Source organism: Rhizobium sp. O111, from assembly GCF_055616315.1.
The window spans coordinates 2,508,845-2,529,853 of the sequence record NZ_JBSHXL010000001.1 but is presented as its reverse complement, the minus strand read 5'-3'; the positions used below and the strand labels follow the sequence as shown (position 1 = coordinate 2,529,853).

Sequence of the window (21,009 nt, the reverse complement as noted above, 5' to 3'; positions counted from 1 at the left end):
GCGCTAACGTTCTGCGTTGACCGTCTTTCGACCGCTTGGTTTGCCTGATGGTCTGACCTCAAGGCCGAAGAGCAGGCGCGCGGGGCCGGGGATGAGGTCCACCATGATGGCGAAGAGGCTCGACAGTACGAAGGTTGCGGCCGCGATGATGATGAAGCTCGGCACGGCGGGCAGGCCGAGCGGCAGGACGTAATAGAGCGCGCCGACGATCACCGTCTGATGGATGATGTAGAGCGGGAAGACGAGCCGGTTGACCGTGACCAGCCGCGCATCCGGCTGGTTGAAATCGCGAGCGGCGAAGCCGATCAGAGTCAGGATCATCGACCAGGCAAGCAGGAAGATCGCGGCCTTGAAGAGCGGGGTTTCGTCGGCATAGCTGCCGATCGCCTGTTCGGCCGGAGCAAGCCAGGCGAAGGCGTAGAGGAACACCGTTACCGCCAGAGCAATCGCGGCGCTGACAAAGCGCTTGGCGATGATCGGCTCGATCAGGCTGCGATGATTGCGGGCGACGAGGAAGCCGAGGCCGAACCAGCTTGCCCACACCGCGAACCAGGCGCCGTCATTGTAGAGCGCATTGGTTTCCTTGGGATAGAACGGCGACAGAGCAAGGTTCAGTACCAGCGGCAGCAGGAAGAAGAGATAGATGGCGCCCGACTTCGCGACACGCTCGAACCAGGCCATGATCCTGTTTTCGGGTCGGCTGAGATAGAGAAAGATCGGGTAGCAGATCACCGACATCACAAGCAGATAGGCGACGAACCACATGTGCGCCCAGGTGAAATTGCCCGTCGGATAGCGGCCCTCGGTGAAATAGCGCGTCAGCCAGAATGTCAGCAGCGAACCGTCATAACCGGTCTCGTACATGCGCTCGTACCAGACCTGTGGGACGACGAGGACGGCCATGGCGAAAAGCAGGGGGACGAGCAGGCGGATGGTGCGCTTGCGCAGGAAGGCAAGGCTGGAATCCGAGCGGAACGAGAATGCAGCCCCCATGCCGGAGACGAAGAACAGCAGTGCCAGCCGCCAGGCGCGCGGGAATTCCATGATCAGTGATAGCGTGGGGCTGGTGCGCTCGCTATGGATCAGCCAGCCCATGTCGGTAAAGAAGGCCGCCGAGGAGTGATAGAGGATCAGGATCGCGAAGGCGGAAATCCGCAGCCGATCCACGTAATAAAGCCTGTCCTTCATGACCTGCCGGATATCATCTTGATGCCATGCCCGGATTGCGGGCGTCGCTCAAAGATATCCGTGTGTGCTTTCTAAAGTGTGAGCGGCTCGCTCATCTACGTCTCATGCAACACGTGTGCGGCCTTGACCGCCGCCGAGGCGCGGTTTTCGACGCCGAGTTTGACGTAGATCTGCTCGAGATGCTTGTTCACCGTGCGGGCGGAGAGGCCGAGAATTTCGCCGATGTCGCGGTTGGCTTTGCCCTTGGCGATCCAGAGCAGCACCTCGGATTCGCGGTTCGTGAGCGCGAAGCGCTGGCGCAGCACCTGGTCGTCGGCGCGCTGGCTGGCGGTGAGGCGGAAGAGATATTCGTCGGGGCCGATCGTGCCCAAGAAGGCGAGCTGCAGTACGTCTTGGCCGCCATGGGCGACGGCGATGGTTGCGGCGGTGCGGTCCTTCATCCAGGCGGCGATGGTCGATATCACCGTGTCCATGCCGTCGTCGCTGCCCATGGCGGCGTTGACGAGGCGGGTGGCCTGGGGCGTCGACCAGTGGATGTTGCCGTCGCCCTTGACCGCCAGCAGATGGCGGCCGGCGGCGTCGAGGGCGACGCGGGCGCTCTGGGCGGAGCGGGCGTTCTTTAGGTGCACGCCGATGCGGGCGCGCAGTTCATCGATGTTGATCGGCTTGGTCAGATAATCGACGCCGCCTGAGCCGAGCGCGTGGACCACGTGTTCGGTCTCGGTCAGGCCGGTCATGAAGATGACGGGTATCTGGCTGATCGCCGGGTTGGCCTTCAGCCGCCGGCAGGTCTCGAAGCCGTCCATCGTTGGCATTACCGCGTCGAGCAGGATGAGATCGGGGGTGATGCGCTCGACGATATTGAGTGCTGCCGAGCCCGAGGTCGCGATCAGGACGGAGAAGCCGGATTGCTCCAGCGCATCGGTCAAGAAGCCGAGCGCTTCCGGCGAGTCGTCGACCAAGAGAACGATGTCGCGCGGGAGTTCAGCCAATGTGTTCCACCTTTTCGTCGAAGCGGTGCAGGAAGGCCATGAAGCCGTTCAGGTCGAAGGCGGCGACATAGGATCGAAGTTCCTCGGTAAATGGCTGATTTGCCTCCACCTTGGCAAGGTCGGCGAGCTTGGCCTCGATGCCCCTGATATAGCCGATCTCGCCGAGGCGCAGCAGTTCCTGAACATGCGCATCGCCGGGGCTTTGCAGTATCTGCTCTGCCTTCTTGGGTGTCGCGGGAGCTGCTTCGGCGTAGAGCCATTTGAGCCCGAGGTGCAAAGCGAGCTTGTCGCGCAGGCGGCGGATGTCGACCGGTTTGCCGATCGCGTCGTTGTGACTGTCGTCGCTGTCGCCATGGGCGGCGGCGTCGCCGATGTTGGCCGATAGCATGACGATCGGCGCGGTCTGGCCGGCTTCGCGCAGGCGCGAGACCAGCTGCCAGCCGTTCATTCCCGGCATCAGGATATCGACGAGGAAGAGATCGGGCTGGATGCCTTCGATCAGCGTCAGGCAATCCGTGCCGCTGGCCGCCGTCAGCACGACGAAATCGAGCGGCACGAGGATCTCGCGCATCATCTCGCGGTGATCCTCGTTATCGTCGACGACGACGATGGTGCGGCGCGGGCCGTCGTAGCTGACGATCTTCTTTTCCTGCGGCGGCGCAGCCATCTCGCGCAGCACGGCCGAGAGCATCAGGCGCACCCGGAAGGTCGAGCCCTTGTCCTTTTCGCTGGTCACCGAAATTTCGCCGCCGAGCGTGTTGGTCAGAAGCTGGGTGATTGTCAGCCCAAGGCCGAGGCCGGGCATGGGGCGGATGCTGTCGGCCTCGCCGCGCTGGAAGGGCTCGTAGATGCGGCTCAGATCCTTCTCGGCGATGCCGCGGCCGGTATCTGATACGGTGAAGGTGGCCACCTGGCTGCGATAGGCGACGTCGAAGGTCACGGTGCCTTCGTCGGTGAACTTGATGGCGTTGGACAGGAGATTGACGAGGATCTGGCGCAGGCGCTTCTCGTCGGTGCGCACGAACTGGGGCAGGGCAGGCGCGCGCTGGTGGTTGAAGGTCAAGCCCTTGGCGAGCGCCTGCGGACGGAACATGTCGACGATCTGGTCGAGGAAATCCTGGATGTTGATCTCGTTGGAATAGACCTGCAGGCGGCCGGCCTCGATTTTCGAGATATCGAGCAGGCCGTCGATCAAGCCGGAGAGATGTTCGGCCGAGCGGCGGATGACCTTGATCGAGGATTGGCGCGGCGTCGGAATGGTCTCGTCGCGCTCAAGGATCTGGGCGTAGCCGAGCACGGCGTTGAGCGGTGTGCGCAGCTCGTGGCTGAGGCCGACGACGTACCGGCTCTTGGCGCGGTTGGCGGCCTCGGCGGTCTCCTTGGCGGCCTGCAGGGCGGCGTCGGTCTTCTTGTGGGCGGCGATTTCCTTGAGCAGCAGCGTGTTCTGGCGCGAGGATTCCTCCTCGGCGACGACGCGGCTGTCATGGGCGAGCACATAGAACCAGCAGACGACGCCGGCGATGACCGCGAAAACGAAGAAGACGATGAGGATCGTGCCGTTGACGACCTCGGCGGTCTCCGGCGAGGCTGCGGACACTTGATGCGCGATCATCGCCAGGATGGCGCCGACTGATGTCAGCGCCAGGATGACGGCGATGCCGTAGCGGCCGAGGCGGGTGGTGAGCTTCTGGACGATGGTTTCCGGCAGCACGGCCTTGGCGACGTAACCGACCTGCGCGTTCAGATGCGCATTGGGCTTGCACATGTCGTGGCAGCGGCTGTCGAGCGAACAGCAGAGCGAGCAGATCGGCGCGGCATAGGCGGGACACCAGGCCATGTCTTCGGGCTCGAAGGGATGTTCGCAGACCGAGCAGGTGATGTTGGTCAGGTTCTTCCAGCTCTGGCGCGGCTTGCGGGCAAGGTAGAACTTGCCCTTCGTCGCCCATGCAATCGCGGGCGAGGCGATGAGGGCGACGATGAGGGTGATGTAGGGCGCCAGCGACGCCGCGATCGTGCCGAAGACGCCGAAATGGGCGATGAGCGCGATGGTCGCCGACAGCGTCATGGCGCCGAGGCCGACCGGGTTGATGTCGTAGAGATGGGCGCGCTTGAACTCGATGCCGGGAGGAGCGAGCCCGAGCGGCTTGTTGATGAAGAGATCGGCCGAGATGGTGCAGAGCCAGGCCATGGCGATGATCGAGAAGATGCCGAGCGTCTCTTCAAGCAGCCGGTAGATGCCGAGCTCCATCAGGAGCAGCGCGATCGCCACGTTGAACACCAGCCAGATGACGCGGCCGGGGTGGCTGTGGGTGAGGCGCGAGAAGAAGTTCGACCATGCCAGCGACCCGGCATAGGCGTTCATCACGTTGATCTTCAGCTGCGAGACCATGACGAAGGCGGCCATCAAGAGTAGCGCGGCGTTGTGCCAGGGGATCATGTAGCCGAAGGCGGTGAGATACATCTGCGCCGGATCGGCGGCGCGGTCCGCCGGCACACCGGAGGCGAAGGTCAGCACGACGAGGAAGGAGCCGGCCAAGAGCTTCGGTGCGCCGATGATGACCCAGCCGGGACCGGCGAGGAAGACGGCGAGGCGGTGGCGCCACTTGGTCTGCTTTTCCGGGGGCAAGAAGCGCAGGAAATCGGCCTGTTCGCCGATCTGCGACATCAGCGCCAGGATGACGGCCGAGGCCGCGCCGAACTCGACGAGGTCGAAGGGAGCGATGGTGCCGGGTGGACCCGAGGCATGGCGGATGCCGGAGAAGGCGCGCCAGAGATCGAACTTCTCCCAGTCCATTACGGCGATGAAAAGGAAGGGCAGGATGTTGAGGACGATCCAGAAGGGCTGCGTCAGGAGCTGGAAGCGGCTGATCAGCCTGACCCCGTGGGTGACCAGCGGGATGACCATGACGGCGCTGATGATGTAGCCGATCCACAAGGGTATGCCGAGCGTCAGCTCCAGCGCGCCGGACATGATCGACGCCTCGATCGCAAACAGCATGAAGGTGAAGCTGGCATAGATCAGCGAGGTGATGGTGGAGCCGATATAGCCGAAGCTCGCGCCACGGGTCAGCAGGTCGATATCGACGCCGTGGCGGATCGCATAGCGGCTGATCGGCAGGCCGATGGCGAGCATGGCGATCGAGGCGACGATGATGGCGTAGAAGGCGTTGGTGGTGCCGTAGGAGAGCGTGATCGCGCCGCCGATCGCCTCCAGCGCCAGGAAGGAGATGGCGCCGATCGCCGTCTGCGAGATGCGCTGCGAGGAGAACTGCCGAGCGCTCTTGGCGGTGAAGCGCAGCGCATAGTCTTCCAGCGTCTGGTTGGCGACCCAGCGATTGTATTCGCGCCTGACCGGAATAATGCGTTGCCGCGCTGCCATGCCCGTAATCGGCCCCTTCGTTCCCCTTGTCATGCGTTCGTAACATGGAACAGTGCGGGGCTTAAGAGTGCGGTGCAACGCAAACTGCACATTTCGCCCCGTCACCTACGTCATTTCGCGTATACGCTTTCGCAGTGCAGCACCGGATAGTCCCTTAAGCAACAGTTAATCGCCGTTTCAGGCCTGTTGTCGGAACAAGAAGAGGGGATCAACCAGATGAATCTGCGATCATATGTTTCCGGTGCCGTGCTCGGCGCCGTCATGTCGGCCACGGCCGCATTCCATGGAGCCGTTGCGGCTGACGACACCATCAAGGTCGGCGTTCTGCATTCGCTGTCCGGCACGATGGCGATCTCCGAAACGACGCTGAAAGACGCCATGCTGATGCTCATCGACGAGCAGAACAAGAAGGGCGGCCTTCTCGGCAAGAAGCTCGAGGCCGTCGTTGTCGACCCGGCTTCCGACTGGCCGCTGTTTGCCGAAAAGGCACGCGAGCTGATCGAAAAGGACAAGGTCGCGGCCGTCTTCGGTTGCTGGACGTCCTCGTCGCGCAAGTCGGTCCTGCCGGTTTTCGAAGAGCTCAACTCCATCCTGTTCTACCCGGTTCAGTATGAAGGCGAAGAGTCCTCGCGCAACATCTTCTACACGGGCGCCGCTCCGAACCAGCAGGCAATCCCGGCTGTCGACTACCTGATGGAAAAGGAAGGCGTTAAGCGCTTCGTTCTCGAAGGCACCGACTACGTCTATCCGCGCACGACCAACAAGATCCTGGAAGCCTACCTGATCTCGAAGGGCATTCCGAAGGAAGACATCATCGTCAACTACACGCCGTTCGGCTTCTCCGACTGGCAGACGGAAGTCTCCAAGATCAAGGAATTCGGCGGCGCGGGCAAGAAGACCGCCGTCGTCTCCACCATCAACGGTGACGCCAACGTGCCGTTCTACAAGGAACTCGGCAACCAGGGCGTCAAGGCAACCGACATCCCTGTCGTCGCCTTCTCGGTCGGCGAAGAAGAGCTTGCCGGTCTCGACACCAAGCCGCTCGTCGGCCACCTCGCTGCCTGGAACTACTTCGAGTCGGTCGAAAGCCCGGCAAACAAGAAGTTCATCAAGGAATGGCATGCCTACACCAAGAACGACAAGCGCGTGACCAACGACCCGATGGAAGCTGCCTATATCGGCTTCAACGCATGGGTTAAGGCGGTCCAGGCTGCCGGCACGACCGACACGGACAAGGTTCTCGACACGATCATCGGCACCACGGTTCCGAACCTCTCGGGCGGCTACGCCACCGTCATGCCGAACCACCACATCACCAAGCCGGTGCTGATCGGTGAAATCCAGGCGAACGGCCAGTTCGAAATCGTCCAGCAGACCCCTGCCGTGGTCGGCGACGAATGGTCCGACTTCCTGCCTGACTCCAAGGACCTGATCTCCGATTGGCGCAAGCCCATGAACTGCGGCAACTTCAATGTCGCAACGGGCAAGTGCGGCGGCAAGGGCTCCTGAGTGGACACCCCTTCACTCTAAAGCCTGAAAACAGCTTCCGTTCGGCCCTCCTGTCCGGGCGGAAGTTCTCTCTCCGAAGCGTGGCCTTGAGGCTTCGGACGGCAGTTGCCGAGTTAGAGGCCTGAATTTCTCCCGATTGCGCCGGAAGGCCAACGATAACCGAGGCAGAAAGCCGATGTATCGCGCCATCAAGATTTTGCTTTTGACCTTGTGCCTGGCCCTGCCGGCATTCGCCACGGCGCTGAAGGCGCAGGAAGACATCCACGCGCTGGTCGACGCGCTCGGCGTCGGCGATTTCCCGGAGCGCGAGGTCGCCATCAAGGCGCTGGTCGCATCCGGCGATGCCCATGTCAGCCAGATCCTGCAGCAGCTCAGCGACGGCCAGCTTTACGTGAATTCGGAAAGCGGTGGCCCGGTTCTGCTTCAGGGCGGCACGGAAGATGAGCCGACATTTTCCGATCCGATCAGCGGCGAAGCCGTCGCCGATATTGATGCGGACTACATGTCCAAGGTCCGGATCAACAATTCGCTGCGCGGCGTCATCGCCTCGGCGATGAGCCAGCTGACGCTGCTCTCTCCCGATCGTGGCGCCCGCCTTGCGGCTGCCCAGGGGCTGCTGCGCGATGCCGATCCCGCCAATCTCGAACTGCTGAACTCCGCACTTGCCACTGAGAAGGACGGCGAGGTCAAGGAGACGATGGAGGCCGCCCGCGCCGTCATGGTGCTGAAAAGCGATGTCGGCGCCGAGGACAAGAAGGCCGCCATCGACACGATCGCTGCCCGCGGTGGCCGCAACGCGCTGACCATCCTGACGACGGCCATGGCGACCGCGCCCGACGAGTTGAAGGGCGAGATCCAGACGCATATCAACACGATCAACCGCAGCCTGGCGCTCTGGGACGTGGTGCAGAACGTCTGGTACGGCCTGTCGCTGGGCTCGGTGCTACTGCTCGCCGCCATCGGCCTTGCCATCACCTTCGGCGTCATGGGCGTCATCAACATGGCGCATGGCGAGATGGTTATGATCGGCGCCTACACGACCTATGTCGTGCAGCAGTATATCGCCTCGACATTCCCCGACCTTGAAGTCTATTCGCTGGCCTTCGCCGTTCCCGCCGCCTTCGTCTTCACCGGCTTCGTCGGCCTCGTCATCGAACGCACCGTGATCCGCTATCTCTACGGTCGTCCGCTGGAAACGCTGCTCGCCACCTGGGGCGTCTCGCTCATCCTGCAGCAGGCGGTGCGCTCGATCTTCGGGCCGACCAACCGCGAAGTGCGCAATCCGAGCTGGATGTCGGGCGCGTTCGAGCTCGGCGGTCTGTCGATCACCTGGAACCGCCTGTGGATCATCGTCTTCTCGATGGCCGTGTTCGTGACGCTGCTCATGCTGCTCAAGCGTTCCGCCTTCGGCCTGCAGATGCGCGCCGTCACGCAGAACCGGCGCATGGCCTCATCGATGGGTATCCGCACCGGCTGGGTCGATGCCTTCACCTTCGCGCTCGGCTCCGGCATCGCCGGCATGGCGGGCGTGGCGCTCAGCCAGATCGACAACGTCTCGCCCAATCTCGGCCAGAGCTACATCATCGATAGCTTCATGGTCGTGGTGTTCGGCGGCGTCGGCAATCTGTGGGGTACGCTGGTGGGCGCGCTGTCGCTCGGCGTCGTCAACAAGTTCCTCGAGCCCTTCGCCGGCGCCGTGCTCGGCAAGATCCTGGTGCTCGTCCTCATCATTCTCTTCATCCAGAAGCGGCCGCGTGGGCTCTTCGCACTCAAAGGAAGGGCGGTGGAAGCATGATTACGGCCTTCCTTCTCCGGTCTCTCGATCGTAAGATCATCGTCGCGCTCTTCATCCTGCTGGCGCTTGCCGTGCTGGTGCCGGTGCTGAACCTGATGACGCCGGCAACGAGCCCGCTGCATATCCCGACCTACATCATGTCGCTGTTCGGCAAGTATTTGACCTATGCGCTTCTCGCGCTGGCGCTCGATCTCGTCTGGGGCTTCTGCGGCATTCTCTCGCTCGGCCACGGCGCGTTCTTTGCGCTCGGCGGCTATGCGATGGGCATGTACCTGATGCGCCAGATCGGCACGCGCGGCAGCTATGGCGACCCCATCCTGCCCGATTTCATGGTGTTCCTGAACTACAAGGAACTGCCGTGGTTCTGGCATGGGTTCGACCATTTCTGGTTCGCGGCGCTGATGGTGCTCGTCGTGCCCGGGTTGCTCGCCTTCGTCTTCGGCTGGTTCGCCTTCCGCTCCCGCGTCAACGGCGTCTACCTCTCGATCATCACCCAGGCGATGACCTATGCGCTGCTGCTCGCCTTCTTCCGCAACGACATGGGCTTCGGCGGCAATAACGGCCTGACCGATTTCAAGGATATCATCGGCTACAACATCCAGGCCGACGGCACCCGCGCGGCACTCTTCTCGGCCACCGCGATCCTGCTTGCACTGTCGCTGCTGATCGCGTCCGCCATCGTGCGCTCGAAGTTCGGCAAGGTGCTGGTCGGCGTGCGCGATGCGGAAAGCCGCACGCGCTTCCTCGGCTACCGCGTCGAGCATTTCAAGCTCTTCACCTTCGTCGTCTCGGCGATGATGGCGGGGATCGCCGGTGCGCTCTATGTGCCGCAGGTCGGCATCATCAACCCCGGCGAATTCGCGCCGGCCAACTCGATCGAGGTCGTCATCTGGACGGCGGTGGGCGGGCGTTCGACGCTGATCGGGCCGATCATCGGCGCCATCATGGTCAATGGCGGCAAGACGATCTTTACCGGTCTATTCCCGGAATTCTGGCTCTTCGCGCTCGGCGGGCTTTTCGTGGCGGTGACGCTGTTCCTGCCCAAGGGCATCGTCGGCACGATCGGCCAGTATATCGGCAAGCGCAAGCCATCCTCCAGCGACACGCCGCCCGCCAAGCGCGAAGACGGTGTCGACGCAGAAATCCAGCCCGCGGAGTGAGCGCCATGATCCCTGACGTCAAACCCAACAGCGTTCTCTATCTCGACAACGTCTCCGTCTCCTTCGATGGCTTCAAGGCGCTGAATTCGCTGTCGATCGTCATCGAACCGGGCGAACTGCGGGCCATCATCGGTCCCAACGGCGCCGGCAAGACGACGATGATGGACATCATCACCGGCAAGACCCGGCCGGATACCGGCCAGGTGTTCTTCAACGGCCAGACCGATCTCACCAAGCTCGACGAAGCCGACATCGCTCAACTCGGCATCGGCCGCAAGTTCCAGAAGCCGACGGTGTTCGAGAGCCACACGGTCTGGGACAATATCGAACTGGCGCTGAACCGCAGGCGCGGCGTGTTTTCGACGCTGTTCTATCGGCTGTCGAGCGAGGATCGGTCGCGCATCGACGAGATCCTCGCGACCGTTCGCCTGACGCATCGCCGCGACGACCTCGCCGCCAATCTCAGCCATGGGCAGAAGCAGTGGCTGGAGATCGGTATGCTGCTAGCGCAGGAGCCGAAGCTGTTGCTGGTCGACGAGCCGGTGGCCGGGATGACGGATGCGGAGACGGCGGAGACGGCGATCCTGCTCAAGGAGATCGCCAAGACGCGGTCGGTGGTCGTTGTCGAGCACGACATGGGCTTTATCCGCGATCTTGGGGTGAAGGTGACGTGCTTGGCTGAAGGCTCGGTACTGGCTGAAGGGTCGATTGATTTTGTGAGCTCCGATCCGAAGGTGATCGAGAATTATCTGGGGCGGTGATGAGCGTCGAGCAAGGATTACCCCCCTCTGCCCTGCCGGGCATCTCCCCGGAGATCGGCTGGGCGCTGTCGCTCGCTCCGACCTTCATTGTTTGGCGAGGCGGTAACAACAGGTCGATCTCCCCACCTGTGGGGGAGATGCCCGGCAGGGCAGAGGGGGGCGCCACAACCGTAAGCGATCATAGGGGAAAACCATGCTGACCGTCGAAAACGCAAACCTCCACTATGGCGCAGCACAAGCGCTGCGTGGCATCTCGCTGAAGGCGGAGATGGGCAAGATCACCTGCGTCTTGGGTCGCAACGGCGTCGGCAAGAGCTCGCTGTTGCGCGCCGTCACCGGTCAGCATCCGCTGTCATCGGGAACCGTGACCTTCAACGACACTAGGCTCAACGGCCTTGCGCCCTATGCGCGCGCCAAGCAGGGCATCGGCTATGTGCCGCAGGGGCGCGAGATCTTTCCGTTGCTGACGGTGAAGGAAAACCTCGAGACCGGCTTCGCCCCGCTGACGCGTCGCGACAAGAACATTCCCGACGATATCTTCAGCCTGTTTCCCGTTTTGCAGACCATGCTCGGGCGGCGCGGCGGCGATCTCTCGGGTGGGCAGCAGCAGCAGCTGGCGATCGGTCGGGCGATGGTGACGCGGCCGAAGATCCTCGTGCTCGACGAGCCGACCGAGGGCATCCAGCCGTCGATCATCAAGGATATCGGCCGGGCGATCCGCTATCTGCGCGACAGCACCGGGATGGCGATCCTGCTGGTCGAGCAGTATCTCGATTTCTGCCGCGAGCTTGCCGATTACGTCTACATCATGGATCGCGGCGAGATCGTGCATGAAGGCTTGGCGGAGACGCTGGATACGCCGGAGGCGCGCCGGCATCTGACCGTCTGATCGGCAATCGCCGCTTTTAAAGGCACTCGACGAGATGCGCCCTGTTGGCCTGCGCCGGGATTGCGGTGTCCTTCGCGCGGCACGGAAATTGCTTGCTTTCAATCAGTTACAGGATTGAATGAGAACGGCCGGGCAAACCGGCGGCATGAAAAGGGCATGGAATGACGAACGCCGCGGCAGCCACCAGACCGCAAAGGGCCGAAGGCCGCGGGCATCTGGCCGCGAAGGCGCTGGGCGGGCGCACGCGCATCCGCGAACTCTACCAGGAGGGGGCGGCAAAGATCCGGCTGCCGGATACCTTCGATGCCTCGATGGAAGCCGTCATCATCAATACGGCCGGCGGGCTCACCGGCGGCGACCGCATGGACTGGAGCGTCGTTGCCGGTCCCGGAACGCGCATCGACGTGACCACGCAGGCCTGCGAGAAAATCTACAAGGCGTCGGCCGGCACCGCCGAGATCACCACGAAAATCCAGGTCGGCGCCAATGCGCGGGTCGACTGGCTGCCTCAGGAAACCATTCTCTTCGATCGCTCGTCGCTCTATCGACGGCTCGATGTCGATCTCGACGAGGGCGCGGAATTCCTTGCGGTCGAAGCGGTGCTGCTCGGGCGCAAGGCGATGGGCGAGGCGGTTGTCTCCGGGTTCTTCCGCGACCGCTGGCGTATCCGAAAGGAAGGCCGGCTCTGCCATGCCGAAGATCTGAGGCTCGCGGGCGAGGTGCAAGCGCTGACGCGCGAGCAGGCGGTGCTGTCGGGCCAGGTCGCCTTCGCGACGCTGCTTTATGTCGGGCCGCAGGCGGAGAGCTATCTCAATGCCGTCAGGCCGTTGCTCGACGGTCATATGGGCGGCGCCAGTTGCTGGGCGGGCAAGCTGGTCGTTCGGCTCGCGGCGTCGGATGGCTTCGCACTTCGAAAAATCCTGATCCCGATCATTTCAGCCTTGCGCAACGGCGCGCCTGTGCCGAAAGTCTGGAATCTCTAGTTCAAGCAGATGGATGCACGATGAACCTCACACCAAGAGAAAAAGACAAGCTGTTGATTTCGATGGCGGCGATGGTCGCGCGGCGGCGGCTGGAGCGGGGCGTCAAGCTCAACTATCCCGAGGCGATCGCGCTCATCACCGACTACGTCGTCGAAGGCGCGCGCGACGGCCGGCCGGTGGCCGAGCTCATGGAAGCCGGCGCCCATGTCATCGGCCGCGATCAGGTGATGGATGGCATCGCCGAGATGATCCACGACGTGCAGGTGGAAGCGACGTTCCCTGACGGAACAAAGCTTGTCACCGTCCACGAACCGATCCGCTGAGGCCATCATGCTCGAGCTTCGACCCAATTGCGAATGCTGCGACAAGGACCTGCCGCCCGAAAGCCTGATGGCCATGATGTGCAGCTTCGAGTGCACCTATTGCGCTGACTGCGCCGACAACGTGCTTTCAGGCATCTGCCCGAATTGCGGCGGCGAATTGGTGCGCCGGCCGGTGCGCCCGGCGGCCAAGCTCATCAACAACCCGGCATCGACGAAACGCGTGCTGAAGGCCGAGGGCTGCGCGCCCGTGAAGGCTGCGTGAGGAGAAAATCATGATCCCAGGCGAAATCATTGCCGCACCCGGCGAAATCGAACTCAACGCCGGCGCGCCGACGATCACCATCGAGGTGTCGAACACCGGCGACCGTCCGGTGCAGGTCGGCAGCCATTATCACTTCGGCGAGACCAATGCCGGGCTCTCCTTCGATCGCGAGAAGGCGCATGGCATGCGGCTCGATATTCCGGCCGGCACCGCTGTGCGCTTCGAGCCGGGGCAGACGCGTTCGGTGACGCTCATTCCGCTATCCGGCAAGCGCGAAGTCTACGGCTTCCGTCAGCTGGTGATGGGCAAGCTGTGATCATGTCTCGGGAGGAGATGATGCGTGTTGCAATGCCCGTGGCGTTTGGCCTGCTCGCGCTGATTGGTGCCGGTGGCGCCAGCGCCGAGGAGATCGACTGCAAGAGCCCGACGACGCAGACCGACATGACGCTCTGCGAGCGGGCGCGGCAGGACGAGGCCGACAAGGCGCTCAACGTTCAATACAAGAAGACCCGCGCCGCCATGGTCGCCATCGACAAGGATCAGGATGACGACATGAAGGGGGCGGAGAAGGCGCTGGTCACTGCCCAGCGCGCATGGATTACCTACCGTGATGCGCAGTGCGAAGCCGAAGGCTTTCAGGCGCGTGGCGGCACGATGGAGCCGATGCTGGTTGCCGGCTGCATCGCCAACGTGACCGATGCCAGGACCAAGGAGCTGAAGACGCTCGAAGACGCGATGAGCAATTGAGGTGGCAGAGAGCATCATGATCGTCGGCAATGGTGAGATCGGTGCGGAAGGGGCCGCGGCTGTTGCGGCAGCTGGCTTCGTCATCCGGTTCAACGAATGCCGATCCTACGAGGCGAGCCCCGGCCGCACGGATGTCGTTGCTGTCTGCAATACCGGCCGTCCCGCCAAGGCGATGCTGTCTTCTCAAGCGTGGCGGGAGCATCCTGCAGTCGTCGAAGCTGCGGAAATCTGGAGTGTGCGAGATCCGGAGAAGTTCGCGGCGCTGAAGGTCCCGCTTGCCATATCGCATCCAGAGCTCGACGATTTCTGCGACGACTATACGAGTCAATTCAACAGTTTCTGCAAGGATGCTGGCAAGGCGCATGTGGTCGTTGACAAAGTGATTCATGATCGCGTCGACCAGGCGCTGGCCGCATTTGACCCCGCGCCTTACGTCGTGCCGAGCAGCGGCATGATCGTGATCGCTGAGGTCATGAACCGATTTCCCGATGCCCCGATCGCGCTTGCCGGCTTCGGCCATCAAGGCTGGGAGTGGCATCCCTTCGCTGCCGAAAGGCAGCTCGTCGACGCTTACGTCGCCGCCAGCCGCGTCACGCGGTTTTATCCGTCCGCATCCCGTTCGTCCTCCCAAGGAGCCTGACCCATGCCCTACAAGATTTCCCGCGCCGCCTATGCCGGTATGTTCGGCCCGACCACCGGCGACAAGGTGCGGCTTGCCGATACCGAGCTCTTCATCGAGATCGAGAAGGATTTCACCACTTATGGCGAAGAGGTAAAGTTCGGCGGCGGCAAGGTCATCCGTGACGGTATGGGGCAGAGCCAGGCAACGCGGGCGCAGGACGCGGTCGATACCGTCATCACCAATGTCGTGATCATCGACCATACCGGTATCGTCAAGGCTGATATCGGGCTGAAGAACGGCCGCATCCACGCGATCGGCAAGGCCGGCAATCCGGATACGCAGCCTGGCGTCAACATCATCGTCGGCCCTTCCACCGAGGCGATCGCCGGCGAGGGCAAGATCATTACGGCCGGCGGTATGGACGCGCATATCCATTACATCTGCCCGCAGCAGATCGAGGAAGCGCTGATGTCCGGCATCACCTGCATGCTCGGCGGCGGCTCTGGCCCGGCGCACGGCACGCTCGCCACCACCTGCACCGGCGCCTGGCATATCGAGCGGATGATCGAAAGCTTCGACGGCTTCCCGATGAATCTCGCGCTCGCGGGCAAGGGCAATGCCTCGCTGCCGGCTGCACTCGAGGAAATGGTGCTGGCAGGCGCGTCGTCGCTGAAGCTGCATGAGGACTGGGGCACGACACCGGCTGCGATCGACTGCTGCCTCTCGGTCGCCGACGAATACGATATCCAGGTGATGATCCACACCGACACGCTGAACGAAAGCGGCTTCGTCGAGGATACGATCGGGGCTCTCAAGGGCCGCACCATCCATGCCTTCCACACGGAAGGGGCGGGCGGTGGCCATGCGCCCGATATCATCAAGATCTGCGGCCAGTCGAACGTCATTCCGTCGTCGACCAACCCGACGCGGCCCTATACGGTCAACACCGTCGCCGAGCATCTCGACATGCTGATGGTCTGCCACCACCTGTCGCCGTCGATCCCCGAGGATATCGCGTTTGCCGAAAGCCGCATCCGCAAGGAAACGATCGCGGCCGAAGACATCCTGCACGATATCGGCGCCTTCTCGATCATCTCGTCGGACAGCCAGGCCATGGGTCGTGTCGGGGAAGTGGCGATCCGCACCTGGCAGACGGCCGACAAGATGAAGCGCCAGCGCGGTCCGCTGAAGGAGGAGACGGGGGATAACGACAACTTCCGCGTCCGCCGCTATATCGCCAAGTACACGATCAACCCGGCGATTGCTCAAGGGGTCAGCCACGAGATCGGCTCGATCGAAGTCGGCAAGCGCGCCGACCTCGTTTTGTGGAACCCGGCCTTCTTCGGCGTGAAGCCGGAGATGGTGCTGCTCGCCGGCTCGATCGCGGCCGCCCCGATGGGTGATCCGAACGCCTCGATCCCGACGCCGCAGCCGATGCACTATCGCCCGATGTTCGCCGCCTATGGCAAGCTGCGCACCAACTCGTCGGTCACCTTCGTTTCGCAGGCTTCGCTCGACGCCGGCCTGAAGGGTCGCCTCGGCGTCGCCAAGGACCTCGTCGCCATCAGGAACACGCGCGGCGGCATTTCCAAGGCGTCGATGATTCACAACAGCTTGACGCCCCATATCGAGGTCGATCCGGAGACATACGAGGTGCGCGCCGACGGCGAGCTTCTGACCTGCGAACCAGCGACCTCGCTGCCGATGGCGCAGCGCTACTTCATGTACTAGGACATGGAGCAGCCCTGGGGAGATCTACCAGAGAAGAATTATGATGCCGGGAGACCTGCCGCTTCCTACGCGCCATCACCGTTCAAGCACGTGAATATAGTGCATATGCCGAAGATAAATGGGCTGACGGCGATGTCTGTGGTTCGATATGCTCTGCGAGCAGAACGCCACTTCCTAAACGCTCAACGCCAGCACCGAGAAGCATTTTCATCGCATTTCGGTGCTGGCGATCAGATATCGTTGATGCGCGACGAGCTCGAGCTAATGATTTATTGTATGCGAAAGTCATTGGACCATTTGATCCAGGGCGTATTTTCTAAATTATATCAATCAGAACTCGAACTAACTGGAAGCATTGCGGTGGATTCCCTTGGTCGAGCTCTCATGCCGAACTTGCGACGGAAATATCCCGAGTTGTCTGCTGTCGTTCTCGGCGCAGATGCTGAGAAGTCTTCGAATTTCTTCGAAGTCGTCAACGAGCTGTCCAATGCATTCAAGCATGGCTTTCTAGTCCCGGAAAGCGTCGCTTACTGCTCTCCTGATCGTCCGAACATCCTCGTATTTGATGTGCCCAATAAGAGTGTGAATGAAATTCCTGTGGTCCATAATCACACGGCTGTTCATCTTATGATGGGATACCAGGATGTCTTTGATCGGTTGCTTGTTGATTTGGGCGCGCAGCCGTTGTTCGCAGCGCGTTCAGCCCCGCTTTGAGCGCAGAATGAGGTTTTAAGAAACGTAAAGTGCCGACGCGGCTGTTGCGCGTTAGTTTCCGGCTACACGTTTAGCAATGCATTCTTAAAGTTGTATGTCGATTGTGTTCTGTTCCACCATGGGGCGTTGCGTCCGAAATGGGACGCGGCGACCGGCGAGATCCTGAAAAATGTGATTTATCAATTTCTTAGCTGCGCGACCTCGCGACCACTTCCAGAGCCATTTTCGTCGCGTTTCGATCCATTGTGCAGCGCACGAACAATTTACAAAACTCGTTAAAATCCTAGCGATTCCCTTAAGACCCCGGCAGCGGTTCGTGTCTCATCAATAGACTTGGGCGAGGGCAAAAAGGTCGATTCGGATGCACATTTTACTCGAGGCGGAGCTCGGCGATTTCAGGAATCGCCTGACGATTTACACCTATGCGCTGAAGATGAGTTTCGCCGCGGTGATGCTCTCGTCGCTTGGTATTGCGGTGCTGTTGTTGCCCCTCGATTGGGCCGGTGTGCTGCCTGTCTCGCTGGAGCATGCCGTGATCTATGGCGTGGCGCTGTCCTGGGTGATCGGGGGGATCGTATCGGGAGCGCTGGCCTTGGTCGCGGGTTATGCCATGCATCAACTCAGCGTCTCGCGCGCCGAGTTCGAGCAGCTGAGCCGCACCGACATGCTGTCCGGCCTCCTGAACCGTCGGGCCTTCACCGAGGCGCTCGATGATGTCGACGGGCCTGCCTGTCTCGCGATCTTCGATGTGGACCGCTTCAAGGCTGTCAACGATCGTTACGGGCATGCCTGCGGCGATGCTGTCATCGTCGCGGTTGCGGCGGAGCTGTCGGCGGCATTCAGCGCGGACTCGACCATTGCGCGGCTCGGCGGCGAGGAGTTCGGGGTTGTCGTCATCGCGCCCTTGAAGGAGGAGCGGGTGGCACAGATCAGGGCGGCCTGCAACCGGCTTGCCGAACGGACGATCGCGCTCGATGGCTGCAGCTTCAATGTCACGATGTCGGCCGGCATCGCGGAGCTCTTCGATGGGCGAAGCAGGCAGGCGGCCTATACTGCCGCCGACAAGGCGCTCTATCTGGCGAAGACGCTCGGCCGTAATCGCGTCGTCCACGAGGATGAGGGGCTGCAGCGCCGCATGCGGCTCAGCCAGGATGAAACCAATGTCGACGGCAGGTCGTCCGCCATTCATTAGACTAAAGCGTTGCAACGACACGCGTATAGTGCGCAAACCAGCGTTTTGACCCTTGCGCGGTTCCAGCCGATTTTGCATGCTCCTCGCCTGAACCGGAATGGACACATCATGCAGTATATCACCTCCTATCTGCCGGCCGGCACGCCGTCTTCCCACCCCACGCACAAGGTCGTGCTGCCGCATGATCTGAGGCATCTCCGGCGCAAGCTGCTGCATCTCGACAATGGCGAGATGGTCATGCTCGACCTCAAGGAGCCGGTGCTGTTCGCCAATGGCGACATGCTGGTGCTCGGCGATGGCGAGCTGGTGGAGATCGTTGCCGCCGACGAGAAGCTTTTCGAGATCAAGGCGCGCGATCGCCTGCATCTGATCGAGCTCGCCTGGCATTTGGGCAACCGGCATCTCGGCGCGCAGATCGAGGAAGAGCGTATCCTCATCCTGCGCGACCATGTCATCCGCGCCATGCTCGAAGGGCTGGGTGCGACGGTCTCGGATGTCACCGAGCCGTTCCAGCCGGCGCGGGGCGCCTATCATTCCCATGGCAGCCATTCGCATGGACATGATCACGGGCATGGCCACGGGCACGACCATGGACATGACCACTGACATGACATGGGCACAATCATTCGCACGACTGAGCCATGACCGAGAACGGTGATCTGCAGGCGCTGCTGCGGTTGATGGCATGGCTTTCGCCCGCCTTTCCGGTGGGCTCGTTTGCCTATTCGGGCGGGCTGGAGCGGGCGGTGCATGACGGGCTGGTGCACGATGCCGCCTCGCTCAGCGATTGGCTCGGTGCCATGATGGATCACGGCGCCGTCTGGAACGACGTCGTGCTGCTTGCCGAGGGCAACAGGGTGCAGGGCAACGCCTCTGCGCTGTCTGAGGTGGCTGAGCTTGCCGAGGCGTTGGCGGGATCGCGCGAGCGGCATCAAGAGACGATGCTGCTTGGCGACGCTTTCCTGTCTGCCGCCGGCGCATGGCCTGATGAGGTGTTCACACGGTTGCCGAAACATGTGGCTTATCCTGTTGCCGTCGGCGCCGTTTCCGGTGCGCATGGGATCGGCGCCGAAAAGGCGGTCGCTGCCTTCTTGCACGCCTATGTCTCGCAGGCCGTCTCCGCCGGCATCCGGCTCGGCGTTGCCGGGCAGAAGGATGGTGTCGCGATCATGGCGGCGCGGGAAGGGGATATCGCTCTGCTTGCGCGGCGGGCGGCGGGCTCGACGCTCGATGAACTGGGCTCGGCGACGGTGCAGGCAGATATCGTCTCGCTACGGCACGAGACGCAATCGACGCGGCTCTTTCGGTCGTGATAGCGGCGCTTGTCGCTAACGATCTGCGCCATTTGCCGGTGGCCGCCTTGCGGTTGACGCGCTATGATTATTCTCGATTGGAGTGCACGATATGAAATCAGGAAATGGACCTCTACGGGTCGGCATCGGCGGACCGGTCGGCTCGGGCAAGACGGCGTTGACGGAAAAGCTCTGCAAGGCGATGCGCGACGAATATTCGGTCGCCGTCGTCACCAATGACATCTACACAACTGAGGATGCCGAGGCGCTGATGCGCATGCAGGCGCTGCCGTCGGAGCGTATCGTCGGCGTGGAAACGGGCGGTTGCCCGCACACGGCCATTCGCGAGGACGCCACGATCAACCTGCAGGCCATTGCCGGCCTCAACGAGCGCATTCCCGATCTCGACGTGGTCTTCATCGAATCGGGCGGCGACAATCTGGCCGCGACCTTCTCGCCCGATCTTGCAGACATCACCATCTACGTGATCTCGGTCTGCCAGGGTGAGGAAATCCCGCGCAAGGGCGGGCCCGGGATCACCAAGTCGGACCTTCTCGTCATCAACAAGAAGGACCTCGCTCCCTATGTCGGCGCCGATCTCGACGTGATGGACCGCGACGCGACGCGCATGCGCGATACGCGCCCCTTCGTGTTCTCAGACATGAAACGCGGCGATGGCATCGGCGCCATCGTCGATTTCCTCAAGGTGCATGGCGGCCTGTAATCGCCGGGATCGTCTTCAGGACGTTGAGATTGCTGATCTCGATCGAGCGGCCGCTGACGGTAACGCCGGCGGCGCGCAGCGACGAGAAGGCGCGGGAGAGCGCCTCGGGCGCCAGCCCGAGCTTGCGCGCCAAGAGGCTCTTCTGGAAGGGAAGCCGCATCTTCGCCGCCAGTCCTTCCGGCTTGCAATGGGTGAGCAGATAGGTCGCGACGCGCTGGGGTGCGGTCTGCATGCGGTCGCTCGCCAGGCAGTCGATCGTCGATAGAAGGTGCTGCGAGAGGCTGCGCATGATGGCGATGCCGATATGCGGCCGGTGCTCGACCAGCGCCCGGACCTGTTCGAGATTGAAGCGCGCGAAGATCGAGTGCTCCATGGCCTGGGCGCCATAGCGATAATCGCCGCCATCCGTGACCAGGCATTCGGCGAAGCTGTCGCCGGGCTCGCAGATGCGGATGTCGCCTTCCTGATTGTCGCCGCCGAGGCGATAGAGCCGGGCAAAGCCCGTCAGCACGCAATAGAAATACTCGCCGCGTTCGCCCTGATGAAACAGGATGTCATGCGTCTGGTAGCGTACGATGGTTGCGCAAGCGAGAAGCGCGTTGCGCTCATCCCGGTTGAGGCCGGAAAAAAGAATGGTTTCGCCAAGCATGGCCTTGTGCACATTGCTCAGTTTCAAGCCCGTCGTCATCTCTTTCTCCACATTCGTCGGTCGCAGGCCGCGCCTGCCATGCGCTTAAACTAGCCGG

20 protein-coding genes and 1 pseudogene are annotated in these 21,009 nt (G+C 62.2%); 17 read left to right on the top strand and 4 right to left on the bottom strand.

What is annotated here, in order from left to right:
- Nucleotides 1-3: 3 nt before the first annotated feature.
- From ACVTFQ_RS12890 to ACVTFQ_RS12880, 3 genes are all read right to left on the bottom strand, one after another.
- Entirely contained in the window at nucleotides 4-1,188 is a 1,185-nt protein-coding gene (locus tag ACVTFQ_RS12890; RefSeq protein WP_112436914.1) for an acyltransferase family protein, read from the bottom strand.
- 95 nt (nucleotides 1,189-1,283) lie between these two features.
- Nucleotides 1,284-2,180, bottom strand: coding sequence for a response regulator transcription factor (locus ACVTFQ_RS12885; RefSeq protein ID WP_111564131.1), 897 nt, complete (start codon nucleotides 2,178-2,180; stop codon nucleotides 1,284-1,286).
- Nucleotides 2,173-5,559 carry a hybrid sensor histidine kinase/response regulator gene (locus ACVTFQ_RS12880; RefSeq protein WP_111564132.1) on the bottom strand — a complete coding sequence of 1,129 codons (3,387 nt, stop codon included), beginning with the start codon at nucleotides 5,557-5,559 and terminating at the stop codon, nucleotides 2,173-2,175. The genes ACVTFQ_RS12885 and ACVTFQ_RS12880 overlap by 8 nt, the downstream gene beginning before the upstream one ends.
- Before the next feature lie 216 nt (nucleotides 5,560-5,775).
- On the opposite strand from ACVTFQ_RS12880, the gene urtA reads away from it, so the two are divergent.
- From urtA to ureG, 17 genes and pseudogenes are all read left to right on the top strand, one after another.
- The gene (gene urtA / locus ACVTFQ_RS12875) at nucleotides 5,776-7,068 is read left to right on the top strand and encodes an urea ABC transporter substrate-binding protein (protein ID WP_037186085.1); all 1,293 of its coding nucleotides are present in this window, start codon (nucleotides 5,776-5,778) and stop codon (nucleotides 7,066-7,068) included.
- 175 nt (nucleotides 7,069-7,243) lie between these two features.
- Nucleotides 7,244-8,863, top strand: coding sequence for an urea ABC transporter permease subunit UrtB (gene urtB, locus ACVTFQ_RS12870; RefSeq protein WP_111564133.1), 1,620 nt, complete (start codon nucleotides 7,244-7,246; stop codon nucleotides 8,861-8,863).
- Nucleotides 8,860-9,931, top strand: a pseudogene (urtC, locus tag ACVTFQ_RS12865) (urea ABC transporter permease subunit UrtC); the annotation flags it as partial. The gene urtB and the pseudogene urtC, both read left to right, overlap by 4 nt.
- A 97-nt stretch (nucleotides 9,932-10,028) precedes the next feature.
- Nucleotides 10,029-10,784, top strand: coding sequence for an urea ABC transporter ATP-binding protein UrtD (gene urtD, locus ACVTFQ_RS12860; RefSeq protein WP_018897097.1), 756 nt, complete (start codon nucleotides 10,029-10,031; stop codon nucleotides 10,782-10,784).
- Between the two features lie 193 nt (nucleotides 10,785-10,977).
- Complete coding sequence (urtE, locus tag ACVTFQ_RS12855; protein ID WP_037186079.1) at nucleotides 10,978-11,673, top strand: urea ABC transporter ATP-binding subunit UrtE; 696 nt, start codon at nucleotides 10,978-10,980, stop codon at nucleotides 11,671-11,673.
- Nucleotides 11,674-11,834: 161 nt separating this feature from the next.
- The gene (locus ACVTFQ_RS12850; RefSeq protein ID WP_111564135.1) at nucleotides 11,835-12,656 is read left to right on the top strand and encodes an urease accessory protein UreD; all 822 of its coding nucleotides are present in this window, start codon (nucleotides 11,835-11,837) and stop codon (nucleotides 12,654-12,656) included.
- A gap of 20 nt (nucleotides 12,657-12,676) precedes the next feature.
- Nucleotides 12,677-12,979 carry an urease subunit gamma gene (locus ACVTFQ_RS12845; protein WP_018897100.1) on the top strand — a complete coding sequence of 101 codons (303 nt, stop codon included), beginning with the start codon at nucleotides 12,677-12,679 and terminating at the stop codon, nucleotides 12,977-12,979.
- Between the two features lie 7 nt (nucleotides 12,980-12,986).
- Nucleotides 12,987-13,241, top strand: coding sequence for a DUF1272 domain-containing protein (locus ACVTFQ_RS12840; protein ID WP_162718190.1), 255 nt, complete (start codon nucleotides 12,987-12,989; stop codon nucleotides 13,239-13,241).
- Nucleotides 13,242-13,251: 10 nt separating this feature from the next.
- Nucleotides 13,252-13,557 (top strand): urease subunit beta, encoded by a 306-nt coding sequence (locus tag ACVTFQ_RS12835; protein WP_018897102.1) that lies wholly within the window; start codon nucleotides 13,252-13,254, stop codon nucleotides 13,555-13,557.
- Nucleotides 13,558-13,577: 20 nt separating this feature from the next.
- Nucleotides 13,578-13,988, top strand: a complete 411-nt coding sequence (locus ACVTFQ_RS12830) for a lysozyme inhibitor LprI family protein (RefSeq protein WP_111564136.1) — start codon at nucleotides 13,578-13,580, stop codon at nucleotides 13,986-13,988.
- 16 nt (nucleotides 13,989-14,004) lie between these two features.
- Nucleotides 14,005-14,628 carry a Urease operon accessory protein gene (locus ACVTFQ_RS12825; protein ID WP_111564186.1) on the top strand — a complete coding sequence of 208 codons (624 nt, stop codon included), beginning with the start codon at nucleotides 14,005-14,007 and terminating at the stop codon, nucleotides 14,626-14,628.
- 3 nt (nucleotides 14,629-14,631) lie between these two features.
- Nucleotides 14,632-16,341 carry an urease subunit alpha gene (gene ureC, locus ACVTFQ_RS12820; protein ID WP_112436913.1) on the top strand — a complete coding sequence of 570 codons (1,710 nt, stop codon included), beginning with the start codon at nucleotides 14,632-14,634 and terminating at the stop codon, nucleotides 16,339-16,341.
- 3 nt (nucleotides 16,342-16,344) lie between these two features.
- On the top strand, nucleotides 16,345-17,055 hold the full coding sequence (locus ACVTFQ_RS12815) for a hypothetical protein (protein WP_146618531.1): 711 nt from the start codon (nucleotides 16,345-16,347) through the stop codon (nucleotides 17,053-17,055).
- A 361-nt stretch (nucleotides 17,056-17,416) separates the two neighbouring features.
- Complete coding sequence (locus ACVTFQ_RS12810) at nucleotides 17,417-18,247, top strand: GGDEF domain-containing protein (RefSeq protein ID WP_111564139.1); 831 nt, start codon at nucleotides 17,417-17,419, stop codon at nucleotides 18,245-18,247.
- Nucleotides 18,248-18,355: 108 nt separating this feature from the next.
- Nucleotides 18,356-18,853, top strand: a complete 498-nt coding sequence (ureE, locus tag ACVTFQ_RS12805; protein WP_047514514.1) for an urease accessory protein UreE — start codon at nucleotides 18,356-18,358, stop codon at nucleotides 18,851-18,853.
- Nucleotides 18,854-18,888: 35 nt separating this feature from the next.
- Nucleotides 18,889-19,560 carry an urease accessory protein UreF gene (locus tag ACVTFQ_RS12800; RefSeq protein ID WP_111564140.1) on the top strand — a complete coding sequence of 224 codons (672 nt, stop codon included), beginning with the start codon at nucleotides 18,889-18,891 and terminating at the stop codon, nucleotides 19,558-19,560.
- Between the two features lie 91 nt (nucleotides 19,561-19,651).
- Nucleotides 19,652-20,263: an urease accessory protein UreG gene (gene ureG, locus ACVTFQ_RS12795; RefSeq protein WP_111564141.1), complete on the top strand. Its 612-nt coding sequence runs from the start codon at nucleotides 19,652-19,654 to the stop codon at nucleotides 20,261-20,263.
- On the opposite strand, the gene ACVTFQ_RS12790 is transcribed toward ureG, so the two are convergent.
- Nucleotides 20,241-20,951 (bottom strand): Crp/Fnr family transcriptional regulator, encoded by a 711-nt coding sequence (locus ACVTFQ_RS12790; RefSeq protein WP_111564142.1) that lies wholly within the window; start codon nucleotides 20,949-20,951, stop codon nucleotides 20,241-20,243. The two genes, ureG and ACVTFQ_RS12790, sit on opposite strands and share 23 nt — an antisense overlap.
- Nucleotides 20,952-21,009 lie beyond the last annotated feature (58 nt).